At 68.9% G+C, this 24,602-nt stretch carries 20 protein-coding genes; 15 read left to right on the top strand and 5 right to left on the bottom strand.

The features are described 5' to 3' along the window. The first annotated feature begins 266 nt into the window (after positions 1 to 266). The gene (locus tag AB2385_RS11365) at positions 267 to 659 is read left to right on the top strand and encodes a hotdog fold thioesterase (RefSeq protein WP_367655121.1); all 393 of its coding nucleotides are present in this window, start codon (positions 267 to 269) and stop codon (positions 657 to 659) included. 264 nt (positions 660 to 923) lie between these two features. On the opposite strand, the gene AB2385_RS11370 is transcribed toward AB2385_RS11365, so the two are convergent. Then, positions 924 to 1,739, bottom strand: coding sequence for a DUF169 domain-containing protein (locus AB2385_RS11370; protein ID WP_367655122.1), 816 nt, complete (start codon positions 1,737 to 1,739; stop codon positions 924 to 926). Between the two features lie 452 nt (positions 1,740 to 2,191). Here AB2385_RS11370 and AB2385_RS11375 point away from each other — a divergent pair, with 452 nt between their 5' ends. From AB2385_RS11375 to AB2385_RS11415, 9 genes are all read left to right on the top strand, one after another. Beyond that, positions 2,192 to 2,563, top strand: a complete 372-nt coding sequence (locus tag AB2385_RS11375; RefSeq protein WP_367655123.1) for a hypothetical protein — start codon at positions 2,192 to 2,194, stop codon at positions 2,561 to 2,563. A 318-nt stretch (positions 2,564 to 2,881) separates the two neighbouring features. Beyond that, positions 2,882 to 3,619, top strand: a complete 738-nt coding sequence (locus tag AB2385_RS11380; protein WP_367655124.1) for a YIP1 family protein — start codon at positions 2,882 to 2,884, stop codon at positions 3,617 to 3,619. Between the two features lie 18 nt (positions 3,620 to 3,637). Then, a complete protein-coding gene (locus AB2385_RS11385; RefSeq protein WP_367655125.1) occupies positions 3,638 to 5,212 on the top strand; it encodes an efflux RND transporter periplasmic adaptor subunit in 1,575 nt (524 codons plus the stop codon). Continuing rightward, positions 5,205 to 5,933, top strand: a complete 729-nt coding sequence (locus AB2385_RS11390) for an ABC transporter ATP-binding protein (RefSeq protein WP_367655126.1) — start codon at positions 5,205 to 5,207, stop codon at positions 5,931 to 5,933. Before AB2385_RS11385 ends, AB2385_RS11390 begins: the two co-directional genes overlap by 8 nt. After that, positions 5,930 to 7,132 (top strand): ABC transporter permease, encoded by a 1,203-nt coding sequence (locus AB2385_RS11395; RefSeq protein WP_367655127.1) that lies wholly within the window; start codon positions 5,930 to 5,932, stop codon positions 7,130 to 7,132. The genes AB2385_RS11390 and AB2385_RS11395 overlap by 4 nt, the downstream gene beginning before the upstream one ends. A gap of 13 nt (positions 7,133 to 7,145) precedes the next feature. After that, positions 7,146 to 9,464: a collagen binding domain-containing protein gene (locus AB2385_RS11400; RefSeq protein WP_367655128.1), complete on the top strand. Its 2,319-nt coding sequence runs from the start codon at positions 7,146 to 7,148 to the stop codon at positions 9,462 to 9,464. 137 nt (positions 9,465 to 9,601) lie between these two features. Then, positions 9,602 to 10,120, top strand: coding sequence for a hypothetical protein (locus tag AB2385_RS11405; RefSeq protein ID WP_367655129.1), 519 nt, complete (start codon positions 9,602 to 9,604; stop codon positions 10,118 to 10,120). 365 nt (positions 10,121 to 10,485) lie between these two features. Next, a complete protein-coding gene (locus AB2385_RS11410; RefSeq protein ID WP_367655130.1) occupies positions 10,486 to 12,192 on the top strand; it encodes a serine hydrolase in 1,707 nt (568 codons plus the stop codon). Between the two features lie 165 nt (positions 12,193 to 12,357). Beyond that, complete coding sequence (locus AB2385_RS11415) at positions 12,358 to 14,169, top strand: chloride channel protein (RefSeq protein ID WP_367655131.1); 1,812 nt, start codon at positions 12,358 to 12,360, stop codon at positions 14,167 to 14,169. A gap of 169 nt (positions 14,170 to 14,338) precedes the next feature. Here the strand turns inward: AB2385_RS11415 and AB2385_RS11420 are convergent, their stop codons facing one another. Further along, a complete protein-coding gene (locus tag AB2385_RS11420; RefSeq protein WP_367655132.1) occupies positions 14,339 to 14,680 on the bottom strand; it encodes a DUF1634 domain-containing protein in 342 nt (113 codons plus the stop codon). Position 14,681: 1 nt separating this feature from the next. Next, complete coding sequence (locus AB2385_RS11425; protein ID WP_367655133.1) at positions 14,682 to 15,521, bottom strand: sulfite exporter TauE/SafE family protein; 840 nt, start codon at positions 15,519 to 15,521, stop codon at positions 14,682 to 14,684. A 252-nt stretch (positions 15,522 to 15,773) separates the two neighbouring features. Between AB2385_RS11425 and AB2385_RS11430 the strand changes: the two genes are divergently transcribed. Then, positions 15,774 to 18,356: a S8 family serine peptidase gene (locus AB2385_RS11430; RefSeq protein WP_367655134.1), complete on the top strand. Its 2,583-nt coding sequence runs from the start codon at positions 15,774 to 15,776 to the stop codon at positions 18,354 to 18,356. Between the two features lie 230 nt (positions 18,357 to 18,586). Next, complete coding sequence (locus tag AB2385_RS11435) at positions 18,587 to 18,961, top strand: HesB/IscA family protein (protein ID WP_367655135.1); 375 nt, start codon at positions 18,587 to 18,589, stop codon at positions 18,959 to 18,961. Positions 18,962 to 19,005: 44 nt separating this feature from the next. Here AB2385_RS11435 and AB2385_RS11440 read toward each other — a convergent pair whose 3' ends face one another. After that, positions 19,006 to 19,995, bottom strand: coding sequence for an MBL fold metallo-hydrolase (locus AB2385_RS11440; protein WP_367655136.1), 990 nt, complete (start codon positions 19,993 to 19,995; stop codon positions 19,006 to 19,008). A gap of 177 nt (positions 19,996 to 20,172) precedes the next feature. Here AB2385_RS11440 and AB2385_RS11445 point away from each other — a divergent pair, with 177 nt between their 5' ends. From AB2385_RS11445 to AB2385_RS11455, 3 genes are all read left to right on the top strand, one after another. Beyond that, positions 20,173 to 21,477: a histidine kinase gene (locus tag AB2385_RS11445; protein ID WP_367655137.1), complete on the top strand. Its 1,305-nt coding sequence runs from the start codon at positions 20,173 to 20,175 to the stop codon at positions 21,475 to 21,477. A gap of 96 nt (positions 21,478 to 21,573) precedes the next feature. After that, positions 21,574 to 22,344, top strand: a complete 771-nt coding sequence (locus AB2385_RS11450) for a LytR/AlgR family response regulator transcription factor (RefSeq protein WP_367655160.1) — start codon at positions 21,574 to 21,576, stop codon at positions 22,342 to 22,344. Between the two features lie 119 nt (positions 22,345 to 22,463). Beyond that, positions 22,464 to 22,724, top strand: a complete 261-nt coding sequence (locus AB2385_RS11455; protein ID WP_367655138.1) for a hypothetical protein — start codon at positions 22,464 to 22,466, stop codon at positions 22,722 to 22,724. Between the two features lie 59 nt (positions 22,725 to 22,783). On the opposite strand, the gene AB2385_RS11460 is transcribed toward AB2385_RS11455, so the two are convergent. Next, on the bottom strand, positions 22,784 to 24,559 hold the full coding sequence (locus AB2385_RS11460) for a stalk domain-containing protein (protein WP_367655139.1): 1,776 nt from the start codon (positions 24,557 to 24,559) through the stop codon (positions 22,784 to 22,786). Positions 24,560 to 24,602 lie beyond the last annotated feature (43 nt).

Raw genomic sequence — 24,602 nt, forward strand, 5'->3', positions numbered from 1 at the left:
GGTGGGGTGGGGGGGCGGGACGGCCCGAAAAAGTCCAAGAACGCGGGCCCCTGGGTCGGTTTCCTCGGCTCGGGGGGGAAGTGTCGGGCAGGGAAGATGGGTGAGCGAAGTGCACAAGGCATTTCGGACCGGTGTGAACTGGGGTTGGCGCTGGAGCGCGACCGGGAGCGCGACTGCACGGTTAACGTGAAAAGTCCGAACAGAAAGGGTGCACAGCCTGTCGCGGCGAATCTCAAGAGCCAGCACAGGGGAGGGGGCATGCGCGGATGGACACGAAACCCTACACGGAAGGAACCATGCTGGAGGCGCTGGGCATCTTGCTGGAGGAGATCACACCCCAGCGGGTGGTGGCCACGATGCCGGTGGACCACCGGACCCGCCAGCCGATGGGCCTGCTCCATGGCGGGGCGTCGGTCGCACTGGCCGAGACGGTTGCCTCCATCGGGGCAGCGCTCAACGCCGGCGAGGGGCGCACCGCGGTGGGCATGGAGATCAATGCGAACCACATCCGCTCCAAGCGGGAGGGGACCGTGCGGGCCGTGGCGACGCCGGCCCACATCGGCCGCAGCACCAGCGTGTGGGAGGTGCGCATCACGGACGAGGCGGGTCAGTTGATCTGCCTCTCCCGCTGCACGCTGGCCTTCGTGGACCTGAAGTGAATGAAGGGCAACGGGCGTACAAAAGGCTGGGGAGTCAGCACGGCGGGTTGCTGATGAGCCAGCGAAACCGTGGAGCAGTGCGATCTGGCCGCTCGGACAGTGTAGTGCTCCAAGCGAAGGAGGATTGCCGCGCAGCGGGCTGAGGTGCCGATGATCGCGACGGGTAAGACCAGCCTGATGGTGTGCGCAAACACCATCGGCGGCGTCCTCACGTTGATCACGTACAGCCGGGCGTTCGCGGGCTAATAGAGAGGCGGGGCGGCATCACTGCTGCCCCGCCTTTTTCTCCTCTTCCCCCCAGAGCGCCTGAAGCCGCTGGTACGTCGCCGGGAATTCGGGGGTGTAGCGCAGGAAGCTGGGAATCGGGTACCGCACACCGCCCTTGTGCGTGCCCTCCAGCCCCTCCAGCAGGTCGGCTACCAGCCGCCACGGGATGGTGAAGGCCATTTCCGTGTCCTGGGTCTGTCCGAAGATCCGATCGCCCAGGCAGGGTAGGATGAACTGCGGCCTGCCGTCCCGGGCGGTGCGGATGACGATGTCGGCGCAGTCGGCCCGGCCCGTGGTGGTGGAGGTGAGCGAGCCGCCCGTCTTCCAGAGGGATGCGGTCACCGCCCGCATCACCTGGGCCGAGTTGCCGTAGATGAGGAGCGTCTCGGGCTCAAACGTACAGCGATGCAGCGGCGCCACTACCACCGTGCCCGCCTCCTCCGGCGCGAATTTGGGCACTTCCTGCTCGGTGAGGGCGCCCTGTGCGCAGGTTTCCACGTACATCCCCGCCGCCAGGTTGCCCTCGGTGTAATACGGGATGGCCGGCTTGAAGCCGAAGGCCACCTGGGCGATGGGACAGATCAGGTCTTCGGGCCCCATGGCGATGGCCCACCCGTAGCGCCGGGCCATGCCGATGCCCTGGCAGATGGCGATCTTGATGCCCATGTCGCGGAGCGGACGGCGAACCCGGTCCGGCAGGGGTTCGCCGTCCCGGATGATCCGGATGCCCAGAGGAAACGTGTCGGTGCGCAGGTGCCGGTCAAGGGCCGCCGCGACGGTCTTGCAGTCCAGTGCCGTTGGCGTGTTCCCCACGGTACATCCCTCCCTGCGAATCAAATTTCTCTACATTCTACTCATTTCCTTCGACTTACACCTGCGGGTAGACCTGATGCGACAACACGACCGCCCGAGGCCGCAGCGGGAAGCCGGGACCACCCGGAGTCGCAGGAGGAAGCGTGCCTGGGAAACTGGAGCTGCTCGGGGCCGCATCAGGAAGCGAGCGTGAGAAAGCGGAGTCATCCGGAGCCGCAGCGGGAAGTCCCCCGGGGAAGCTCGGGGGGCCCGGTGCCACAGCAGGAGGCTCGCCCGGGCAGTCGGGGCCTGCATCCTCACGTCGTGGAGGATCGGGAACCGCTGTGGGCCGTCCAAACAGTTGGACAAGCCTTTTCGGTCAGGAAGAGAAGGAAACCCGCTCGATTGGGCGAAAGATTCAGTTTGTCTGGTTATGAACAAAGTCGATGAGAAAGTTTTAGGAGGGCATGCCTGTGTTGTACTTCTACCTGGTGATGGCGCATAGCCTGGTTCGGTGGCTGGTGTTGGTGGCCGCGATCGTTGCCCTGGTAGGTGCCCGGGTTGCTTCCGGTCGCGATGCGTCGGGCTGGGGCAGCAAGGCCGGCCTGGTCTACTCCGTGGTGTTGGACGTGCAGGTGCTCCTCGGGTTGATCATGTGGCTCTGGAAGTCGGCCTGGCGGTGGCACGCCTTCTTCGCCTTCATCCACCCCGGCACGATGATCCTGGCGATGCTCGTAGCCCATCTCGGCCAGAGGCTGCAGAAGCGCGGGAAGCCGGCCGCCGGTTTCTGGCTCTACCTCGCTTCGCTGGTGCTGGTGATTGCGGCGATTCCCTGGCGGAGCTGATTGTGTATCCGAACGGAGTTCCAAACAGAAGCCCCCTTCCCACGATGGGGAGGGGGCTTGATCTATGCGTACGGGACTTACCCCGCGCCAGGCCTGGGAGGGGTCTGCCTCCCCCGGGCCGGGGGGCCTGGGTCTGCTCGAGGCGCCGGCACCATGCCCAGGGCCGGGATGGATCCGGAACCGCCGGGGGTGGCCCATACCGATCAATTATGTAGCACAGGGTTGAACCATTGGATGCAGCCAGAGAGTCTCATCAACAGAAACATCCTGGGAAACTCGGTTCCAGCGACAATCGTCGTAAGACAGGAGGATGCAGCCGTGGTCGAACCTGTGGTCCGCGAAGGCGCGGCACCGGCCGTGTCGCCGTGGCGCGCGGTGGTCCGCGTGCTGCTCAGCCCCGTGGAGACCTTCCGGGCGCTGGGCAACAGGCCGCCCGTGCTTGTTCCCTACCTCGTACACACCCTGGTGGGCGTGGTGGTCCTGGCCCTCACCTACTCCAGCACCATGGAAATGGTTGACCAGATCGGCGTCATGATGGCCTCCCAGCCCGGTGTGACTGGGGACGACGTGCAGATGATGCAGCAGTTCACCCGATGGGGCGCCACCGCAGGGCTGGCCATCCAGTCGGTGGCGGGCCCCTGGATTGTGGGCTTCGTCCTCGCCCTGGTGGCCCTCTTCTTCGGGCAGTTCCACGGGGGTGGGGTCTCCCTCTCGGCCTACATGGGCATGATCGGCTATGCCCGCATGCCCCTCGCGCTCTCCCTGCTGTTGTCGGCGGTTTACCAGGCCTTCGCGGGGCAGCCGCTGAACCTGAGCGCTGCCGCCTTCCTGCCTGGTGACGCCAGTCCCATCCTGGCCGCCGCACTCACCATGCTCAACCCCCTGGGCCTCTGGTACTACGCGCTGCTGGCCGTTGGCTTCGCCGCCCTTTTCGGACGGGAGCCGCGCAAGGGGTGGGCCATGCCCGTCACCCTGCTGGTGATCGGCACCCTCTACCTGATGGCCACGGCGTCCTTCGCCCAGCAGGCGACGCTGAACCTCAACTTCCCACAGTAAAGCCAGGGAGGACCGAGAGTGAAGAAGAAGGTACTCGTGGCAGCTGCCATTATCGTATCTGTTGCGCTGATCTTGTGGGCTAACCTGGCCGACCTCCCCGCTGCCGGGGAGCGTACGAGCGCACAAGGGCCGAAGGGCGCCCCCCTGGTTCGGGTGCAGACTGTCTCCCGACGGTCGCTCCGGCAGGAAGTGGTGGCGCCCGGATTCCTGGAAGCCGCTCAGGTGCACGAGGTCCGGGCGCCCTTCACTACCCGGTCCGTGAAGCTGCTGGTGGGGCTCGGCGACCGGGTGGAGGCGGGCCAGGTGGTGGCCGAACTGGATTCCTCCGACCTCGCCCTGCAGGTGTCGGCCCAGGAGGCGCAGGTAGCGCAGCTCGAGGCGTCTCTGGCGAGCCTGCGGCTGCAGCAGCAGCAGGCGCCGCTGCAGCTCAGCCAGCGCATCGAGCAGGCCAGGAGCCAGCTGCTGCAGGCGGAAGACAACCTGGCCTCCGTGCTGAGGCAGAACGACGCCCTGCGCACGAGGCTCGAGCAGGCCCGCGTGAACCTGGCGACGCTGCAGGAGCGCACCTCCGACGGAGCCGCACAGGTGGAGGCGGCCCGGCAGGCCCTGCTGAAGGCGGAGGAGGCCTACCGGGCCGACCCGGGCAACGCGTCGCTGCGCGAGGCTTACGAGAAGGCCCGCGACCAGTACGATTCGGCCCTGCGGCAGAGCCGGGAGGCGGCCGAGCAGGCTGCAGTGCAGCTCAGGGCCGCCTATGACGAGTTGGCTGCGGCCGAGGCGGACTACGCCCGCGTGAGCGGCGACAACCCCGTGGCGGTGCAGCTGGCCAGCAGCCAGGTGGAGGCGGCGCGCCTCGCCCTGCAGATGGCCGAGAACGAGGCGGCCTCCGGCGGTACGGTGGCCGAACAGCTGCGGGCGGCCGAGCTGAACCTGCAGGCCACCCGGTCCAACCTGGAGGTGTTGCGGGCGAAGCTGGCCCGGGCGCAGCTCACCGCCCCCGCGGCGGGCACCGTGCTGACGCTCGCCATCACCGACGGCCTGCCGGCCCAGGAGTCGCAGCTCCTGCTCACCCTTGGCGACCTCGACCAGCTGAAGGTGACCATCCAGGTGGACGAGCTGGACATCACCAAGGTGCAGCCGGAGCAGTCGCTCACCGTGGAGACCAACGCCGCCCCGGGCTACCTCTTTGACGGGCGGGTCACCCGGGTGGCCGCCCAGGCGACCGCCGCCGGCGGCACGTCGTACTTCCCGGTGGAGGGGCTGGTGGCCAACCGCGACGGGCTCCTGCGGGCGGGCCTGAACGCCGAGGTGGTCATTGCTACCGCACAGCGGGAAAACGTCCTGGTGGTCCCGCTGGCGGCGGTGCGCACCGAGAACGGCGCCGAGAGCGTCCTCGTGGTGGCGGACTTCCGGGTGGAGGTCCGGCCCGTGGTCACCGGGCTGCGCACCGAGACCGACGTCGAGATCCTGGAGGGGCTGCAGGAAGGGGAGCAGGTTGTCGTGAGTCCCTTCACCCTCATCAACTCGCTGGAGGACGGCGCTGCGGTGCGGGTCGAGGAGGCTGAGGAAACCGGGGGGAAGTCCAGTGATTAAGCTGGTCGATATTCACAAGGTATACAAGATGGGCGACAGCGAGGTGCACGCCCTGCGGGGCGTGAGCCTGGAGATCAACGCCGGTGAGCTGGTGGCGATCATGGGCCCCTCCGGTTCGGGCAAGTCGACGCTGATGAACATCCTCGGCTGTCTGGACCGGCCCACCAGCGGCACGTACGAGCTGGACGGGAAGCTGATCACCGCCCGCAGCGAGTCGGATCTGGCCCGGATCCGCAACCAGCAGATCGGTTTCGTGTTCCAGACCTTCAACCTGCTGCCGCGCATGACGGCGCTGCGCAACGTGGAACAGCCGCTCATCTACGCCGGAGTGGGGGCGCGGGAGCGGCATCGGCGGGCCCGGGAGGCGCTGGAGCGGGTCGGCCTCGGCGACCGGATCAACCACCGGCCCAACGAGCTCTCCGGCGGCCAGCGGCAGCGCGTGGCCATCGCCCGGGCGCTGGTGACCCGCCCGTCGATCATCCTGGCCGACGAGCCCACCGGCAACCTCGACTCCCGCACCGGCGAGGAGATCCTGGCCCTCTTCCAGGAGCTGCACGCGGAAGGGGCCACCGTCCTGATTGTGACGCACGAACCGGACGTGGCCCAGCACGTGAACCGGGTCATCCGGCTCCGGGACGGGAAGATCGTCAGCGATGAGCCCGTGCCCAACCCCATCCGCGCGCTGGAGCGCCTCGCCGAGATGGGAGGACCTGAGGAATGAACATCCCCGAGACGCTCCGGGTGGCGTGGGAGGCCCTGCTCGCCAACAAACTACGGTCGATCCTCACCATGATCGGCATCATCATCGGCGTCGGCTCGGTCATCGCGGTGATCGCCATCGGGCGCGGCACCGAGGCGGCGGTGCTGGGCGAACTGGAGGGCCTCGGGGCGGGCGTGTTCCAGGTCTTCCCCGGTTCGATCAGCGCGACCGACACGCTGGCGCGCATGGAACCGTTCAAGGAGCGGGACATGCAGACGCTGAAGGCCATGCTGCCCGACATCGAGGCCGTGGTCGGCGCTGACAACGTGAGCGTCCGGCTCGAGTGGGAGAAGGAGACCCTCTCCTCGGTGGCGCTGGGCGTCTACCCGGGGACCGCGGAGGCCCTGGGGCTCAAGGTGCAGGAGGGCCGCTGGTTCACCGAGGCCGAGATCGAGGGCGGGGCCCGCGTCGTGGCCATGGCGCAGGACGCGGTGACCCGGCTGTTCGGCGACAAGAACTACAACCCCGTCGGCGAGCGCGTGAAGGTGAACGGCCTCTCCTACCACGTGATCGGCGTGGTCCAGAACACCACCGGCTCTTTCACCCAGAGCCTGGGCGCACAGGACACCACGGTCTACCTGCCGGTGGAGTCGGTGCGCCGCATGACGGGCACCTCCGAGATCTGGGCGCTGGTCGTGAAGGTGAAGCCGGGCGCAAACGTGCAGGCGGTGATGGACGACGCCATTGCCCTTCTCGAGCGCACCCACCACGGCGCCAGGTACATGGGCTTCAGCATGGAGCAGATGACCGCCGCCATCTCGTCGATCACCGGGCTGCTCACCGGGCTGATCGCCTCCATCGCCGCCATTTCGCTGCTGGTGGGGGGCGTCGGCATCATGAACATCATGCTGGTCTCGGTGACCGAGCGCACCCGGGAGATCGGGCTGCGCAAGGCGATCGGGGCCACCTACGGCAACATCATGACCCAGTTCCTCATCGAGTCGGTGGTGATCTGCATGGTGGGCGGGCTGATCGGCGTGGCCTTCGCCGCCATCCCCGTCTGGCTCGCCGGCCGTGCGATGGGCATCTCCATGCTGATCGACGTCTCTTCGGTGATTCTCGCTCTGGGCTTCTCGGCCGCCGTCGGGGTCATCTTCGGCGTCTATCCGGCCTCGAAGGCGGCGCGGCTCGATCCCATAGAGGCCCTGCGCTACGAATAAGGAGGATGTGCGCGTGAACTGCTATCGTAGGAAGTCCGCCGGAGCGAATCGCATGGCCGCGGCGTTGCTGGCCACCCTGCTCGTGCTCCTGACGGCCCTCCCGGCCGCCGCCCAGGAAGTCGGAACCGAGGTGCTTCTGCGCGTCGCCGACGCGATGGGCCGGCCGGTGGCCAAGGCTACGGTGGAGGTGTACGAACTCGGGCAGGGCCTCGTCGCACTTCAGGAGGCGGGCGAGGACGGCTTGGTGCGGGTGCCCTACACGGCAGGCCGCACCCGCCTGTGGCAGGCCAGGGCCACCGCACCGGGGTACGAGGTGAAGGAGACCGGCTGGTTTGACCCGTCCCAGCCCGGCGTGCGCAGCATCACGCTGGAGCCGGTCGGCGGCGAACTGCAGCTCTACATCCGCGACACGGAAGGCCGCGCCACGGCCCACGTGACCCTGCTGAACAGCAACGGGCGGCTGGTGGCCCAGGGCACCACGCAGGGCGGACGCTGGGTCGCTCGTGACCTGGCCCCCGGCGAGTACCGGGCCATCGTGGTCGCAGAGGGCCAGGTGCCCACGGAGAAGCGCGTCTCGGTGGGCCGCGGCCGCGTGACCGTGGAGGCGATCTCACTCTCGCAGGGGACGATCAGCGTCACCGGCGAGGTGGTCGACGGGGCCACCGGCTCGCCGATCCGCGGGGCCCGCGTCGAGCTCGTCCGGGGCGAGAACGTGGTTGTGGGCCAGATGGAGAGCGGCGTGACCGGCCGGTTCTCGGCGCAGCTCGCCCTCCCCTCCGATCAGTACCGCCTGCGGGTCAGCATGCCCGGCTACGCGCCGGTGGAGACCCAGCCGCAGACGGTCCTTCCCGGCGGCAACCTGGACTTCTCCGGGCTTAACCGCATCAAGCTGCAGCGGGCCACGGGCACCGTGGAGGCGGTCCTCACCACCATCGGCAACCGCCCGATCCGCACCGCCGAGATCGTCCTCATGCGGCAGGGGCTGGGCGAAGTGGCCACGGCGCGGGTGGACTCCAACGGGGCGGTCCGGTTTGATGCCGTCCCGGCCGGCGAGGGCTACCGCTACCAGCTGGTGGCCTACAACGCCGTGGACAGCCTGACGGTGGACCACATCGACCTGGCCATCTCCGACTGGTTCACCGTGAGCCCCGGCGGCACCGTGCAGATCCCGCTGATTGCTCAAAGCTTCAATGACCAGTCCCTGGTGCGGGCCACCGTGACCGGCATGGTGACCGGTCCCACCGGCCTGCCGATCGAGGGCGCCACGGTCGAGCTGATCCGCCGCTCACACGTGATGTACAAGGCCACGACGGACGCCGAGGGCAAGTTCATCATCGAGAACGTGGACGCCAGCCAGGACGGCGGCTTCGCCCAGTCGCCCTACATGATGCGGGTGAGCAAGGAGGGCTACGTGCCCACCCGCGAGGTGGTCGTGTCGGGCAGCACCACCACCACCTTCCACATCCCGGGCGGCGGCCGGCTCTACGTGCAGTCGACCCTGCGCCCCGCACTGGCCATGGTGCAGGGGCGGATCGTGGACACCCTGGGCCGGCCCGTGGCGGGGGCCGACGTGACGATGGTGACGGCCGACGGCCGGACCGCCGGCCACGACAAGACGGACGGCACCGGCTGGTACCGGCTGGGTAACGTGCCCACCACCACGCCGTGGGCGGCGCTGCGGGTGACCGCAGAGGGCTACCTGCCCAGCGGCGACATCGACATGACGGCGGCGCTGAACGCCGGCGATGCCCTGCCCACCGTGCGCCTGATGCCCAGCACGGCCACCGTTGACGGTGTGGTGGTGGATCTGCAGGGCCGCCCGGTGCCGGGTGCGGACGTTCAGCTGTACCTGGACGGCCGGGTGGTCGGCCAGGCGGCCGCTGGCGGCGACGGGTACTTCCGGATTGCGGCTGATCTCTCCAAGGGCACCCTGGGCCTGCTCACGGTGAGCCACGAGGGCTACAGCCAGGGCGGCGTCGTGCTGAGCGAGCTGCCTGCTGCCGGCGGGCAGCTGACCAAGGCTGTGATGATCTATGAGAGCAACGCCGTGGTGTCGGGCCGGGTGCTGGACGAGGCCGGGAAGCCGGTGTCGGGCGCCCGGGTGGAGCTTGTGTTGGAGGGCGGCAGCAGCACTCGTGCCGTGGTCACCGGTTCCGACGGCACCTACCGGCTGGAGCAGCCGCTGCCCGCCGGGGCGGCGTGGGCCTGGCTGCGGGTGACGCCCGCCTCGGGGACCTTCGGCGGATCGCTCACCCATAGCATGGACATGGTGCCGATCATCCGCCTGACCGCCGGCGACGAGGTGGTGGCCGAACTGCTGGTGCGGCGGTAGGCCCGGTTCATCCGGTCCGGAACAGAGAGACCGCGGGAACGCCCGCGGTCTCTTCTTATCTTGCGTGTCTTCCGAAATACTCCAGCAACGGGTTAGAATGGGAGGAGGGAAAGCGCGGCGAGAGGGAGGAGAGAGGCGTGCGCAACCTGGCGCTTTGGCTCACCCGTGTGGCGCTCCTGGGGGGGACGGCGGCCCTGCTCCTGGGCGGACTGCTCGCCGCCTTCGGGTCGGCAGAGCGCGAACCGGGGGCCGGCGGCGCCACCTGCGCGTCCCTCCAGGGCCTGGCGGCGGTGGCGGTGACGATGCGCGGCCCCGACGGGGCGGAACAGCGGGCGACGGGCTACGGGACGGCGAACCCGGCGGACGTCCTGCTGCCGGTGCAGGGGCTGGTGGAGCCCTACCTGGCGGGCAGGGGCGTCTACTGGGACGGCGCCCGCCGCACCGCCAGCCTGCTCGGGGAGCGCGACGTGCTCTCGGTGCACTTTCCGGCCGGGCGGGATGCCGTGGACAAGGCGGTGCTGAACGGCACGGTGGTCCCGGCCCGCTCGGTGCTCTGCGGCGGGCGGCTCTACCTGCCCGCCGGGTTGCTCGCGCCGATGTTGAACCTGGAAGTGGAGTGGTCGGAGCCGGGCGGGGCCCGCACGTCGGCCTGGTGATGAGGTGGAGCTCCGGAAGCCAGGGGCCCGCACGTCGGCCTGGTGATGAGGTGGAGCTCCGGAAGCCAGGGGGCCGCACATCGACCCGCTGACCAGGTAGAGCTCCGGAAGCTGGGGGTCGCACGTCGGCCTGAGGAGTTCGCGCGCCGAACCCGTGAGCAGGGCCGCTGCAGGAGCAGGGCGGGTCCTGTGTGGAGGAGTGAACGAAGGCCGGTGGGGATCGGCACGTCGCCCCGGTGACGCACGGCCGCCCAGGTGTCTGCCCTTGAATTATCCCAGGTGTCGGTATACAACAGGTGTAGCATTAGTTGCACCTCGCGTATAAAGGACGGGGAACGTTCATGGCAGGCCGGAGTCCTAGGGGCGTGTACCAGGCGTTCTGTCTGCTGGTAGCGGCGGCCCTCATCACCACCCTGCTGGCCATGGCTTCCGGCCTTCCGGCCACGTCGCCCGCGGCCAACATGACGGACGGCGACGCAGTCGCGGCGGAGACGCCGGCCGAAACGGTGCAGCAAGAGGCCGCGTGGGAGCCGGAGACGAGCGCGCCGCGGGAAACGTGCTGCGAGAGCGGCGAGGCCGGGGAAGACCGGAACGGGAAGCGCCCGACGAACCAGTCCAACCGGGGGGAGAATGGGGACGGCCCGACCCGCCCGTGGGTGGCGCCGAGGGCTCCCCGGGTGTGCGCCTCCGGGTCGCCGTTGGCTGCGGCCGCTGCAGCCGGCGAGGCCCTGCCCTACGTCGCTCCCGGCTCGGCAGCGGCGGAGCCCGGAGCGCTGGCGGAGCTGGAGCAGGCGCTCCGGGATTACCTGGCTACCCGGCCGGGTCAATACGGCGTGGCCGTGCTGGACCTGACGACCGGCGCCACCGCTGCGGTCGGCGCGGACCAGGTGTTCGTGGCCGCGTCCACCGTGAAGGCGCCGCTGGCGATGTACGTCTTCGACCTGGTGGCCGAAGGGAAGGCGTCTCTGGACGAGCCCCTTACCTATGATCCCGCAGACTGGGAGGGCGGCACGGGTATCCTCCAGGACTCGATTCCCGGCGACTGCTACACGGTGGCGGAACTGGTGGACCTGGCGATCACCGTGAGCGACAACATCGCCACTAACATGCTCCTGCGGCGGTTCGGATTCGACAACTTCCGCCAGTACATGCTGGCGCAGGGCGGCACGGTGACAAACCTCCCGACCGGCCGTCGGGCCACGACGCCCCGGGACATGATCGTCTACCTGGAGCGGGCCTACCGGCGTGCGGTGGAAGGCGACGGCCTGTACCGTACCCTGATGGGGCTCATGACGCAGACCGTCTTCTCAGACCGCATCGCTGCGGGCGCCCCTCCGGGCGTTACTGTGGCGCATAAGATCGGCACGCTGCCGGGCATGGTGCACGACGTGGGCATCGTCTTCCTGCCCGGACGCCCGTTCGCGATCGCCCTCTTCAGCGCGGGCGTGGACGAGGCGGCGGCTGCCTCCGATCTGGCCGAGATTACCCGCGTTGTCAGCACCTACCTGGCCGGCGGCGGGCTGGTGGAGCCCGTCCCACCGGGCGGTGGGGCCGGTGGGCAGGCACTGCCCGCCGGTGGGTCTGGCGGCGGTGCTGCACCGTCCGCTGGCGGGTCCGACGAGGGTGCTGCACCGCCTGCCGCTGGATCGGGCGAGGGTGCTGCACCACTCAGCGGCGGCTCTGGCGAAGGTCCAGCGTCGCCTGCCGGCGGCGCTGAGAACGGTGCTGCATCCCCCGCCGGCACAACGGGCGAGGGCGCGGCGCCTCCGGCCGGGTCCGCAGGTGCATCAACCGCACCCGGCCGCAGCGGGGGTGAATCCATGCCGCCCGGTGGCGGGGCCGGCGGCGAGCCCACGCCTCCGGCAGGGGCCGATCGTGGGTTGATCACACCCGGCGGCAGCGAGGGTGAACCCGAGCCGCCCGATGGCGGGGCAGGCGGCGATTCCACGCCCCCGGTAGAAGCCGACAGTGGGTTAATCACACCCGGCGGCAGCGGGGGTGGACCCGTGCCGCCCGGCCGCGGCGCGGGCGGCGTGCCGGCGCCTCCCAACGGCGGGGCCGGCGGCGAGTGAGCGCCGCCGCCGGCTGCAGGGAGGGACGCACTATCGACGTGTTCTCCGGGCCCGGGCGGTCGCGCCCGGGTCCGGTACTGCGGGGCGGCGACGCACGAGAGGGGTTCGGAGCAGCGGAGGGCCGAGCGGGGGGAATCGATCAGGAAGTTCGGGGGTGCGCAGCACGTGGATCCGCGTGACCTGGGGTATCCGCGGTCGGACTGGCGGCAACTCTTCGCACCGGTCCGGCTCGCGGATTTGACCCTTCTTCTGCTCTTGGCGCTGGTGGTGCTCACGGGGGCACTCACCGCATTCGGGGTGCGGCTGTTTGAGCGGGCCGTGAGTGGCCTGTTCGACTTCGGATATACGCTCTTGCCCGGCTGGCTCCGCGCCGCCGGGCTTCCGACGTGGCTGGCGTTCTTGCTCTTCCCCGCCGCGCTCGGGTTCGTGCACGCGGCTGTGGTCCGGCTCGTTCCGCCCGGGGACCGCCACCACGCCATCCCGCTGGTGATCCTCTCCCGGGTGCGGCGCGACGGCCGCATCCGGCCCGGCACGACCCTGCTGAAGTCGCTGGCCGCCATCCTCACCCTGGGCGCCGGCGGCTCGCTGGGGCGGGAGGGGCCGGTGGTGCTCCTGGGAGCGGGCATCGGCTCTGCCCTGGGGCAGGCGACACGCGTGCGGGCGAGCTGGCGGAACGCCCTGGTTACGGCCGGGGCGGCGGCCGCGATCGCCACGGCGTTTCACGCCCCCATTGCGGGCTCCTTTTTCGCGATGGAGATCGTGCTGGCGCCGTTCACGGCCCGCTCTTTCGCCCTGGCCGCCCTGAGCGCGACGGTGGCCGCCCTGCTCTCCAACGCCATGACGGGGCAGCCGGCCTTCCCGATCCCGGCCTACGCGGTGCTCGACCCGGTGCAGATCCCGCTCTTCCTCGGCCTGGGCCTCTGCATTGCGCCGCTCTCGCGGCTCTACATCGCGGCCATCTGGGGCGGCGAGGAGGTCGGCCGGAAGCTGGGGTTCTTCCCCGGGCCGTGGCTTTCCCGGGTGGCGCGGGGCTTCCCGGGGGAGTGGCTGCCGCCGGCGCTGCGATGCGCCCTCGGCGGCGTGCTCTTCGGCCTGGTGGGCCTCGCCCTGCCCGAGACCCTTGGCCCCGGCATCCGCACGATTCAGGACGCGCTGGAGGGCCGGCTCCCGCTGCTCACCCTGGCCGCACTGCTCGGGGGCAAGCTCGTGGCCATCGCCTGCACCAGCGGCGGCGGCTGGACGGGCGGCACCTTCACGCCGGCCCTCTTCTTGGGGGCGATGGGGGGCGGCCTCTACGGCCATCTCGCGGCGCTGGCGCTCCCCGGCGTGGCCGTGCAGCCCGGCGCCTACGCCGTGGTCGGGATGGCCGCCATGATCGCCGGAGCCACGCAGGCGCCGCTCACGGCTCTCGCCCTCATCTTCGAGATCACCCGCGACTACCGCATCGCACTGCCCGCCATGGTGGCCTGCGGCGTGGCTGCGGTGTTCAGCCAGCGCATCAACCCCTTCTCGGTGGACACCCTCCACCTGCCCGAGCAGGGCATCCTGCTGCCCTGGCAGCTGCACGACCTGCGGGAGGTGAAGGTAGGGGAAGCGATGGCGCACCGGGTGGACGTGGTGCGCAGCGACATGGACCTGCGGGCGGTGATCGACCTGATGCACCAGACCCGCCACGGCGGCTACCCGGTGGTGGACGCCGCCGGCCGGCTGGTGGGGATGATCACCCTGAAGGACGTGCGCGACGTGCCTCTGGAGGGGCGGCTGGCCACGCCCGTGACCCGGGCCATGTCGAAGAACCTGATTACCGTGACGCCTGACCAGACGGTTGCCGAGGCTGCCCTCCTGATGGCCCGCCACGACGTGGGGCGCCTGCCGGTGGTCGCAGCCGACGACCCCACACGCCTGGTCGGCATCCTCAGCCGCACGGACATCCTGCGGGCCTATCCGACGCTGAAGCGAGAGTTCGGCAGCGAATGAGGGGCCGGCGATACGTTATCAACGATGAAACCGTGGATCGGCATGGAGACCTGCCGATCCACGGTTTCCTGTTTCCGCCCTTGCCACCGGCGCTCCGACGGCCGCGGGCGGGTTCAGTCGCCTGGGCTCCCTTCAACATCCGCTTACCGGGCTTTTGGGCACAGCCCGCTCAGTGGGTCTGACCCAGCAGGAAGCCCGCCAGGACGAAGAGCAGGACGCTGAGGCAGATTACCCCGTACGTCACATCGCCGAGCCGCAAGTAGATGACCATGGCCGCCAGAACGCGCAGGAGCGGGGTGCAGACCAGGGTGACCAGCCCCGCCGTCACCAGGGCCGGGCCGAAGCTCACGGGGGTGGCGAGGAAGAGCACCAGGCCCGCGGCGATCAGGCAGGCCGAGACGGCGGTGCCCAGGCGCAGGAGCAGGGAGACGGCCAGTTCGACCTGCTCCACTCCCCGGGCCACTGAGCGCTCGGGGGAGCGGGAGCCTTCCGGGGTGCGGGTGTCCTCCATCTCAGTACGTCACCCCTTTCCAGGCCATCTGGGCCGCCACGTAGAGCAGGAGCGGGACGAAGAGCAGGCGCAGGGTGGAGCCCTTCAGCTTCACCATCAGCCGGGAGCCGAGGAGGGCGCCCCCCAGCACGCCCAGAGCCACCGGGCCGGCCACCAGCGGGTCGACGTCGCCGCGCACGAAGTAGACCGAGGCGGTGGCCGCCGCCGTGACGCCGATCATGAAGTTGGACGTGGCGGTGGAGACCTTGATCGGCAGCCGCATGACGATGTCCATCGCCGGCACCTTGAAGGTGCCGCCGCCGACGCCCAGCAGGCCCGCCACCGCACCCGAGACGTACATCAGCAGGAGTCCCGGGATGGCACCGGTGGCGTGGTAGGAGACGGTGCGCCCGAGGGCTTTGTCGTAGTACGAACCCCGGAGTTGCAGGCGCTGCGACACCCGGTCGGGCACGACTCCCTCCGGCAGCTCGGTCTTCCGGGCCCGGAACATCGCGTACGCCGAGTAGGCCATGAGGATTGAGAAGAGGATGAAGAGGAAGCGGGTGGGCAAGTAGCCGGCGATGAACGCCCCGCTCAGGGCGCCCAGGGTGGAGCCGACCTCCAGGAACATGGCGACCCGGGTGTTGGTGATGTGGTCCCGGAGGTACGCGACCGCGGCCCCGGTGGAGGTGGCGATGATCGACACGGCGCTGGCGGCCACGGCCGTGCGGAAGTCGTAGCCGAAGAGCAGCGTGAGTGCCGGCACGATGATGATGCCGCCGCCCAGGCCCAGCATGGAGCCCACCAGCCCCGCCGCCACCGCGGTGCCGAGCACGGAAAGGGTGAGCAGTGTGGGGGTCATGTCCATCTCCCTTGCTGCAGAGGTAAAGATCAACCTCATCTTACACCGCCTGCCCGCCTGTGGGGAAGGCGCCTGGAAAACGGAGGTTCCATTCGCCCTCGTCGCAGTCAACGCGAAATAGAAAATAGTCGGGTGAATACAGCAGGAATAAATACTCACTCCGCCGAACACTCCTCCCTGCGCCCTTCAGGCCGCCCCGCGGTCCGGGGCGCATGAAACTCCGCACAGCGGGGAGGGAGGAGGGTTTCCCAGATGAAGCACAAGCGACTCGTCACGGCGGTCCTGGTCGGGGTCATGCTGCTGGGTACGGCGTTCCCGGCGGCGGCGCAGGTGGAGGAGCTCGAACCTGACCAGCCGGCCACCATCTACTGGCCGGACGACATGGTGGACGAGACGCCGCGGGCCTGGTTCGTGGAGTTCTCCGGAGCGCCGCTGGCCGACGGCGGCAGCGCGACTGCGGTGCGAAACGAGCGAGCGCAGTTCCGGGCCGAGGCGGCGCGGCAGAACGTGAAGTTCCAGGAGCGTTTCGAGTATGAGGAGCTCTTCAACGGCATCTCCGTCATGGCCGGTCCCGCGGAGGTGGCGGCCCTCAGCCGGATGCCCGGCGTGAAGGCGATCTACCCGGTGGTGGAGATTACCCGGCCGCAGGTGGAGCAGCCCACTGACGACATCGACATGGTGACCGCCCTGGCGATGACCGGCGCGGACATCGTGCAGTCCGAACTGGGCTACACCGGCAAGGGCATCAAGGTGGCGGTGATCGACACGGGCATCGACTACCACCACCCCGACCTGGGCGGTGGCTTCGGCAAGCGCTACAAGGTGGCGTACGGCTACGACTTCGTCGGCGACGACTTCAACGCTGATCCCGACGACCCGGGCTACAACCCGATTCCGCGGCCCGATCCCGATCCGGATGACTGCGCCGTAGCCGGCCACGGCACCCACGTGGCGGGCATCATCGCCGCCAACGGCAAGATCAAGGGCGTGGCCCCCGACGCGACGCTGGGCGCCTACCGGGTGTTCGGCTGCGAGGGCAGCACCACGTCCGACGTGATCCTGGCCGCCATGGAGCGGGCCTGGAAGGACAAGATGGACGTCATCAACATGTCTCTCGGCGCCTCCTTCCAGTGGCCGAACTACCCGACCGCCGTCGCGGCCGACCGCCTGGTGAAGAAGGGCGTCGTCGTGGTAGCCTCCATTGGCAACAACGGTGAATACGGCCTCTACTCCACGGGCGCCCCGGGCAACGGCTCGCGGGTGATCGGCGTCGCCTCCTTCGACAACACGCACGCGACGCTGCCCCTCTTCCGCGTGGCTGGCTTCGAGGTCGGCTTCACCTCGGCCTCGGCCTCCCCTCTGCCGCCCACGGAGGGCGAGCTGCCCATCGCAAGCGCAGACCTGGGCAGTGGCAATAACCTGCTCTGCGCCCCGGTGCCCGCCGGCAGCTTCGAGGGCCAGGCCGTGCTCGTGCAGCGCGGCACCTGCACCTTCTACGAGAAGGCCCTCAACGCCCAGAACGCCGGCGCCGCGGCCGTCATCCTGTACAACAACACCTCCGGCCGGGTCAACCCGACGGTGGCCGGCGACGAGGCCATCACGATCCCCGTGGTTGCCATCACCCAGGACGACGGCCTGATGATCCGGGAGTTGCTGTCCTACGGCGATGACCTCTACCTCGAGTGGACCGACGAACTGGGCTCCTTTGAGAGCCCGACCGGCGGCCTGATCTCCAGCTTCAGCTCCTACGGGCTTGCTCCTGACCTCTCGCTGAAGCCCGACATCGGCGCACCGGGCGGCGGCATCTACTCCACCTACCCGCTGGAGGCGGGCGGCTACGCCACCCTCGGCGGCACTTCGATGTCCTCGCCGCACGTGGCGGGCGCCGTGGCCCTGCTGCTCGAGGCACGGCCCAAGACCAAGCCCGATGAGGTGGCGGCCCGGCTGCTGAGCACGGCGGAGCCCAAGAACTGGTGGGGCAATCCGGCCCTCGGGTTCCTGGAGAGCGTGAACCGCCAGGGCGCCGGCATGCTCCGGATCGACGACGCGATCCTGACCGGCGTGTACGTCGAGACGCCCAAGCTCGCGCTGGGCGAGTACACGGGCAAGGCCATCTCTGAGACCATCTCGATCCGCAACGACACGGGGCGGCGGATCACCTACGCCCTGAGCCACGTGGAGGCCGTCTCCACCGGCGGCGACACCTACTCGCCCTCCTTCTACATCGGCGAGGACAGCGTCACGTTCCAGAAGAACACTGTGACCCTCTCGCCGAAGGGCGTTACCAAGGTGAAGGTGACCATCGCGCCTGACCCGTCGCTGCCCGACGGCACCATCTACGGCGGCTACATCGTCCTCACGCCGGTGAGCGGCGGCGGCCCGGTCCTGCGGGTGCCCTACGCCGGCTACAAGGGCGACTACCAGGCCAAGACCGTGCTGACGCCCACCCCGTACGGCTTCCCGTGGCTGGCGCGGGTGATCGATGACACCTACTATCGGGAGGGCGAAGGCGCCGTCTTCACCATGACCGACGGCGACCTGCCGTACGTGCTCTTCCACCTGGACCATCACGCCAGCCGCGTGAAGATCGGCGTGCGGCCGGCGAAGGGCGGGTCGGTGAGCTACTTCGTCGACGAGGAGTACATGGCCCGCAACTCTTCGCCCACCGGGTTCTTCGCCGTGGCCTTCGACGGTTACGTGATGCAGGGCAAGAAGGAGCGCCCGGTGGCCGACGGCGACTACGTCCTGGTCATCGAGGTGCAGAAGCCCCTGGGCACCTCGAAGAGCGACTGGGAGACCTGGACCTCGCCTGTCTTCACCATCGACCGTCCGTAACCGTAATCCCGGCGAGCGCGCAGCGGCGCCCGGCCATGGAGCCGGGCGCCGCCCATTTCCGGCACGGGGAGATCGGGCAGTATCGCAACGCAGGGTGCGTCGTCAAACATAACGAAGGAGTTTCATATGTTTGCGCTGCCCGCGCGCAGGGCAGCCGAACGCCGGTGATTGACGGACCTCCATCGTTTCATGGTACACTATGGTTCAGCCAACAAAGGAGGGAACGGGCTGTGAATATCACGCTGACCGAAAAGGCCTCGACGCGGCTCAAGGAGATCATCAAGGCCAAGGGCGAGGATCTCTCCCTGCGGGTGCTGGTGCGTCCCGGCGGCTGCTCGGGCTTCGAATACGGCATGGCGCTGGAGCGCAATCCGCGCCCCGACGACAATGTGGCCGAGTTCGACGGCATCAAGGTCGTCATCGACCCCGCCAGCCTGCCGTATATCGACGGCTCCACGATCGACTACGTGGACAGCCTGATGGGCGCCGGCTTTGCCATCCACAACCCCAACGCCGTCACCACCTGCAGCTGCGGCCAGTCCTTCCGCACGGCGGGCGCCGCCGGGTCTCCCCGGTCCTGCGGCAGCGGCGGCTGCGCGCATTAGAGTCGGACCTCGCACCTGCGCCGGCGGGCATTCCCGCCGGCGCTCTAACTTTGCCTGTATCGTGCACCCTCCCTGCGCATGCGCCCCTCCGCGCACAGGTAGACCAGGTGGGCCAGCGTCTCGGCCACGGCGAAGCGCACCTGGTGAAGCGTGAGCGCCTCCACCGGGAAGATGCGCCGGCAGATCTCCCAGGCGGTGGCCCCCTCCGGTCCCGCGGCGGCCACCACGCGGTTCAGCCGGTCGGCGTGGTGCGCGGCGATCTCGGCGGCCCGCTCCGCCACGGCGTGGATCACCGCCCGGTGGCCGGGAAGCGCCAGCCGCGCACCCAGCCGCGACACCCGCTCCAGCGAGGCCAGGTAGTCGGCGAGCGGGTTCGGCCGACACCCTGGCCAGACGGAGACGTTGGGCGTGATCGTCGCCAGGAGCATGTCGCCGGCCAGCAGAAGGGAGCGGGCAGGGTCCCAGAAGACCGCCAGGCCGTCGGAGTGGCCGGGGGTCCAGATCACCTCGAACTTGGCGCCGCCCAGCGTGATGCGGCTGCCGTCCGGGAGGGGCCTAACCGCCGGCAGGGGCTTCACCATCGCCAGGGTGTGGTCGTGCAGCGCCACGAGCGCCCGGGCCAGATCGGGGTCCATGCCCTGCGCCGTGAAGAACGCGATCTGCCGCGGGCCCATCTCGGCCGCCCCTTCGCCCCAGAACCGCTCGAACTGTTCCATCTCCGGTTCGGGGAGGTAGGCCGGGGCGCCGCTCAGCTCCTGCAGCCACCCGGCCGCGCCCATGTGATCGGGGTGGTAGTGGGTGAGCAGGATCTGCTGGATGTCCTGCGGGCGGATGCCCAGGTAGTCCAGCGCCCGGGGCCAGGCCTCCCGGGCCAGGTCGTCGTGGAAGCCGGTGTCCACCAGCGTCCAGCCCGATGGTCCCCGCAGGAGGTAGCAGTTGACGAAGCGGAGGGGGATGGGGATCGGGATCTGGACCAGGTAGATTCCCGGCACCACCTCGGTGGGCGGCTGGGCGACAGGGGGTCTTGCACTCACGGTGGCAGGGCCCTCCTCTCCTGGCAGCCGGATCGCAGCAGGCGAGAGCCGGCGTCGCCGAGAATAAATGAAGGATGGGAGCTACGTACGCGCCTCTTTTGACGGCGAAGGGTAGCGCGACGATATCCCCCGGCGGCACGGGCGCCGGGGTTGAGGCGGAGAGGGAGGCAGGGGAGCGTGAACCAGAAAGCGAAGGCGGTCCTCCTCACGGTGGCCGTGGGCGGGGTGTTGCTGCTCTGGCTGGTGTGGGCCCAGCCGGCTTACGCCCCGGTCTGGGCCGCGCTGGTGGTGGGCCTGGAGGTGCTGGCGGTGGCGCTGTTCCTGCGCCGTGCCGCGGAGGATGAGGCGCTCTCGCCGGCGGCGCTGGAGTCGATCACCAGCTTCGACACCTCGCTGCGCATCGGTGAGGAGACCATGCCCTACATGAAGCAGGGGCTCAACTTCGAGTCGGCCCAGAAGATCTGCGAGATCATCCGCCAGATCACCGAGATGGACGCGGTGGCCATCACGGACGACCGGGTCGTTCTCGGATTCTCAGGGGTGGGCTGCCGGCGCCACCGGCAGGGCGGGCCGATTCTGACCGGCGCCACCCGCGAGGTGCTCGACACCGGCCAGACCCGGGTGGTGAACGATCCGCGGGTGCTCTCCTGCGACGAGGCGGACTGCCCGCATCCCCTTAAAGCCGCGGTCATCACGCCGCTGAAGTTCCGGGGGAAGGTGGTGGGCACCTTCAAGCTCTACCGCGCCACCCAGGCCCCGCTGCCCAGCTACGTCGCCCGCCTGGCGGTGGGCATCGCCGCACTGCTGGGCATCCAGATGGAACTGGCCGAACTGGAAAGGCAGCGCCAGCTGGCGGTGAGGGCCCGCCTTGAGGCACTGCAGGCGCAGATTCGCCCGCACTTCCTGTTCAATGTGCTCAACACGATCATCATGTTCTCCCGCACCGATCCCGAGCGCTCCCGGGAGCTGCTGGTCAACCTGTCTCAGTTCTTCCGCCGGTCGCTCACCACCCGCGGCAACTTCAACACGCTCCAGGATGAGCTGGAGTACATCAAGATCTACCTCTCCCTGGAGCAGGCCCGCTTCGGCGAGAAGCTGCAGGTGAAGCTGAAGATCGACCCCCGGGTGACGGGGGCCTCCGTGCCCGTGCTCACGCTCCAGCCGCTGGTGGAGAACGCGGTCGTCCACGGCCTCGCCCCCAAGGAGGATGTGGGGGTGGTGGGCATCCGCGTGCGGCAGGTGGGCGATCACCTGCATGTCCTGATCGCGGACAACGGTGTCGGCATGGACAAGGAGACGCAGCGGCGGGTGTTCGAGGAGGGCTTCGGCAGCAACATGGGGCTCGGGCTCACCAACGTGAACGAGCGGCTCGTCTCCCTGTACGGGCCGGAGTACCGGCTGCGCATCCGCTCGATCCCCGGGAGGGGCACGGCCATCCGTCTGCGGATCCCCCTGCAGCGGGCGGCTGGCCAGGGCGATTGAGCCGGTCGTCACAAAAAGGGACTTGGCTACAGCGCCCGGGGTCACCTAAAATGGAAGGAAAACACCCGGTATTTCCAAAAGGGGCGTAGGTTGTCCATGGTGCTGAGGGCCCTCATCGTTGACGACGAATACCCTGCCCGGATGGAACTGAGGTTCCAGCTCAGCCAGTTTCCCGACGTCGAAATCATCGGGGAGGCAACCAACGCCCGCGAGGCGATGGCGCTCATCAACGCGCTGGAGTACGACGTGATCTTCCTCGACGTGCAGATGCCGGGGATGACGGGGCTGGAGCTGGCCAAGAGCCTGAAGGGCCGGGCGGTGATGCCGAAGGTGGTCTTCGTCACCGCCTACGAGAACTACGCCGTCTCCGCGTTCGAGATTCCGGCGACGGACTACCTTCTGAAGCCCATCGAGGCGGAGCGGCTCGCGGAGACCATCCAGCGTCTCCGGGAAGCGAAGGGCGCAGCGGCAGAGGGCAAGGCGGAGAAGGCGGGGGAGGCCGCCCGCCAGGCGGAGGAGCCCAAGCCGCAGCTCTCTTTCCTGCTGTGCGAGAAGGACGACAAGCAGATCCCGCTGCCGCTCAACGAGATCGTGTATATCTTCTCCGAGGGCTACAACGTGTACGTGCAGACCTACTCGGAGCGGCTGCTGACCCGGCACACCCTGCAGGAGCTGACGGAGCGGCTGCCCGCCAACCAGTTCTTCCGCAGCCACCGCTCCTACCTGGTGAACATTTACCAGGTGAAGGAGATCAGCCCGTATTTCAACGGCGCTTACATCATGAAGCTAAAGGACAAGAACCACTCCGAGGTCATTGTGAGCCGCGCTAATGTTAAGCGAATGAAGCAATTATTCTCGATGGGGTGACCGTTCGAGGTAGCGCGCGGTCGCAATTGGCCGCGCGTTTTAGTCCTTTATGACTGGAAGGAGGTCCAGCTTCTCTGGCGAAAAATAGCATGGCCAGGTTGTGGAGAGGAGAGATTGCGGTGTCATACTTCGAACGCCTCACCCCAACCCGCTGGCCGGCCGACGCGCACATCCAGACTGCATGCGACCCCCTCACGGCCGCGGCCGAGTTCAGCTGGAACCACCCGGACTTCGCAGGCCTGCTGGAGGTAAGTGTGCAGGGGGTGGTCGCCGGACGCCCCGTGCTCTCCCCTGTGTTGGTACGGGTGAAGGGGCCCGGCCGCTGCTTCCTCGCGCCGGTTGACGCAACAGTCCTGGCCACAACCCGGGAAATGGCTTAGTTCGCGTTGCATGAACAAGCGCCCCCCGCCAGCGGCGGGGGGCTTTTGTTCCGTTCCGGTCAGTTGAGGAGCCAGGACTGGGCGGCCAGCTCGAACCCGTGGTCCATCAGGTTATAGGCCTGGCTGTACAGCTCCGTGCGGGTGGAGGCGCCGAGGAGCACCAGGAGCAGCTCCCGCCCGCCTCGCCAGGCCGAGGCCACCAGGGTGTAGCCGGCCTTCTCGGTCCAGCCGTTTTTCACGCCGGTGGCGCCGGGGTAGCGCAGCGTGAACAGGTTGCTGTTGGTGAGCAGGCGGTTTCCCCAGGGCCCCGGGATGGTCCACTGCGACGGGTACATGTAGGAGCGGAAGCGCGGGTTCTGCAGCGCATGGCGGGCGATGGTGGCCAGGTCCTCGGCGGTGGAGTAGGGGTCCACCCAGTCGTCCAGCCCCGAGGCGGTGACGAAGTACGTGTTCCTGGCCCCCAGCTCCGCGGCCCGCTGGTTCATCAGCCGGGCGAAGGCCTCCTCGCTGCCGGCGAGGTGCTCGGCGATGGCCACCGCCGCGTCGTTGCCAGAGACCAGCATCAGCCCGTAGAGCAGCTCGCTCAGGGTCCGCTGCTCTCCGGCCCGGAGGTAGACGCTGGTGCCCGGCTGGCTGGCGGCGTTGCTGCTCACGGTGACCACCGCTTCAGGGTTCCCCAGCTCGACGGCCAGCAAGGCCGTCATGACCTTGGTGGTGGAGGCGATGGCCCGGGGCGTACGAGCGTTGTACTCACTCAGCACCGCACCGGTCGCGGCGTCCAGGATGATGTACGACTCCGTCCCGACCGTCGGGTTGCAGGCGGTGGCGGCCTGGCCGAAGGAGGCGGTGCGGGTGTCATTGGACCAGGTGAGCGGCAGGTCGAAGGCCCGGGCCAGGTCGCGGGCGGCGACGAAGGGGCGCCCGCCGGCCACCAGAGGGGCGGTGCTCAGGATCATGGTCTGGCCGTCAAGGACCGCCTCGGTGGATCCCGGTGTAAGGTAGAGCTGCCGTCCGCCCAGGGTCGCCACCAGGGTGGTGCTGTCCGCCACGCGGCTCACCGAGCCGCCCAGGGCCGAGAGCGTCTCCACCAGCGGAACTACCGTCAGGTTGTCCAGCACCGGCACTGCTCCCAGACACTGGCCGCCGACCTGGAGGAAGGCCCGCTCCTCCAGGAGGGGGAGGAAGGGCTCCACCACGGGCTGGCTGCCCAGCGTGCGGGTGTACCGGTTGGCCACCCAGCCGGTGGTGCCGTCGGACAGGCGGATCTCGGTCCACTCGGCGCCCGGTTCCTCCGAAACGATCTCCAGGCGGGTGCCCAGCGGAACGGTCATCAGGATGGGGGCGGAGGTGGACGGCGCCTGGCGGATGTTCAGCGGGCCGTCGATCACCTCCAGCTGGCCGGGCGGCGCCGTCTCGACGGTGACCGAGGCGGTGGCGCCGTTGTACTCCACCGTCGCACCCAGTCCCTCCGAAAGGAACCGGAGGGGCACGTAGGTGCGGTCCTGGATGATGCGGGAGGGCACGTCCATGTACACTTCCCGCCCGTCGACGTAGGCGGTCTGCTCGCCGATGCGGTGCTGCACGACGTGGCTTCCCAGGGTGGCGGTGACCCGATCAGGGGGCTCCCACCCGACCTCGGCGCCCAGCGATTCGAGATAGGCCCGCATGGGCACCAGCACCCGGTCGTTCTGCAGGATGGGCACCTGCGGGAGGTAGAGTTCCCGTCCGTTCACGTAGAGGGTAAGGGGTTGTGGTGAGTTGGCGTGGGCAGGTGCCGCGGTGAGCACCAGAGCCGCGGCGGCCACGAGCCCCACCAGTCGTCTGCGTATAGGCAAGGCGTTTCACCTCAGTAACCATATAACTAACACATTGGACGGG

Source organism: Symbiobacterium sp., from assembly GCF_040797425.1.
In the GTDB taxonomy this organism is placed as follows: Bacteria; Bacillota; Sulfobacillia; order Symbiobacteriales; family Symbiobacteriaceae; genus Symbiobacterium.

Excerpts from the sequence above, each read along its gene's own strand:
- AB2385_RS11365 (WP_367655121.1), top strand. The coding sequence starts at position 267 with ATGGACACGAAACCCTACACGGAAGGAACCATGCTGGAGGCGCTGGGC.
- AB2385_RS11395 (WP_367655127.1), top strand. The coding sequence starts at position 5,930 with ATGAACATCCCCGAGACGCTCCGGGTGGCGTGGGAGGCCCTGCTCGCC.
- AB2385_RS11420 (WP_367655132.1), bottom strand. The coding sequence starts at position 14,680 with ATGGAGGACACCCGCACCCCGGAAGGCTCCCGCTCCCCCGAGCGCTCA.
- AB2385_RS11425 (WP_367655133.1), bottom strand. The coding sequence starts at position 15,521 with ATGACCCCCACACTGCTCACCCTTTCCGTGCTCGGCACCGCGGTGGCG.
- AB2385_RS11430 (WP_367655134.1), top strand. The coding sequence starts at position 15,774 with ATGAAGCACAAGCGACTCGTCACGGCGGTCCTGGTCGGGGTCATGCTG.
- AB2385_RS11450 (WP_367655160.1), top strand. The coding sequence starts at position 21,574 with ATGGTGCTGAGGGCCCTCATCGTTGACGACGAATACCCTGCCCGGATG.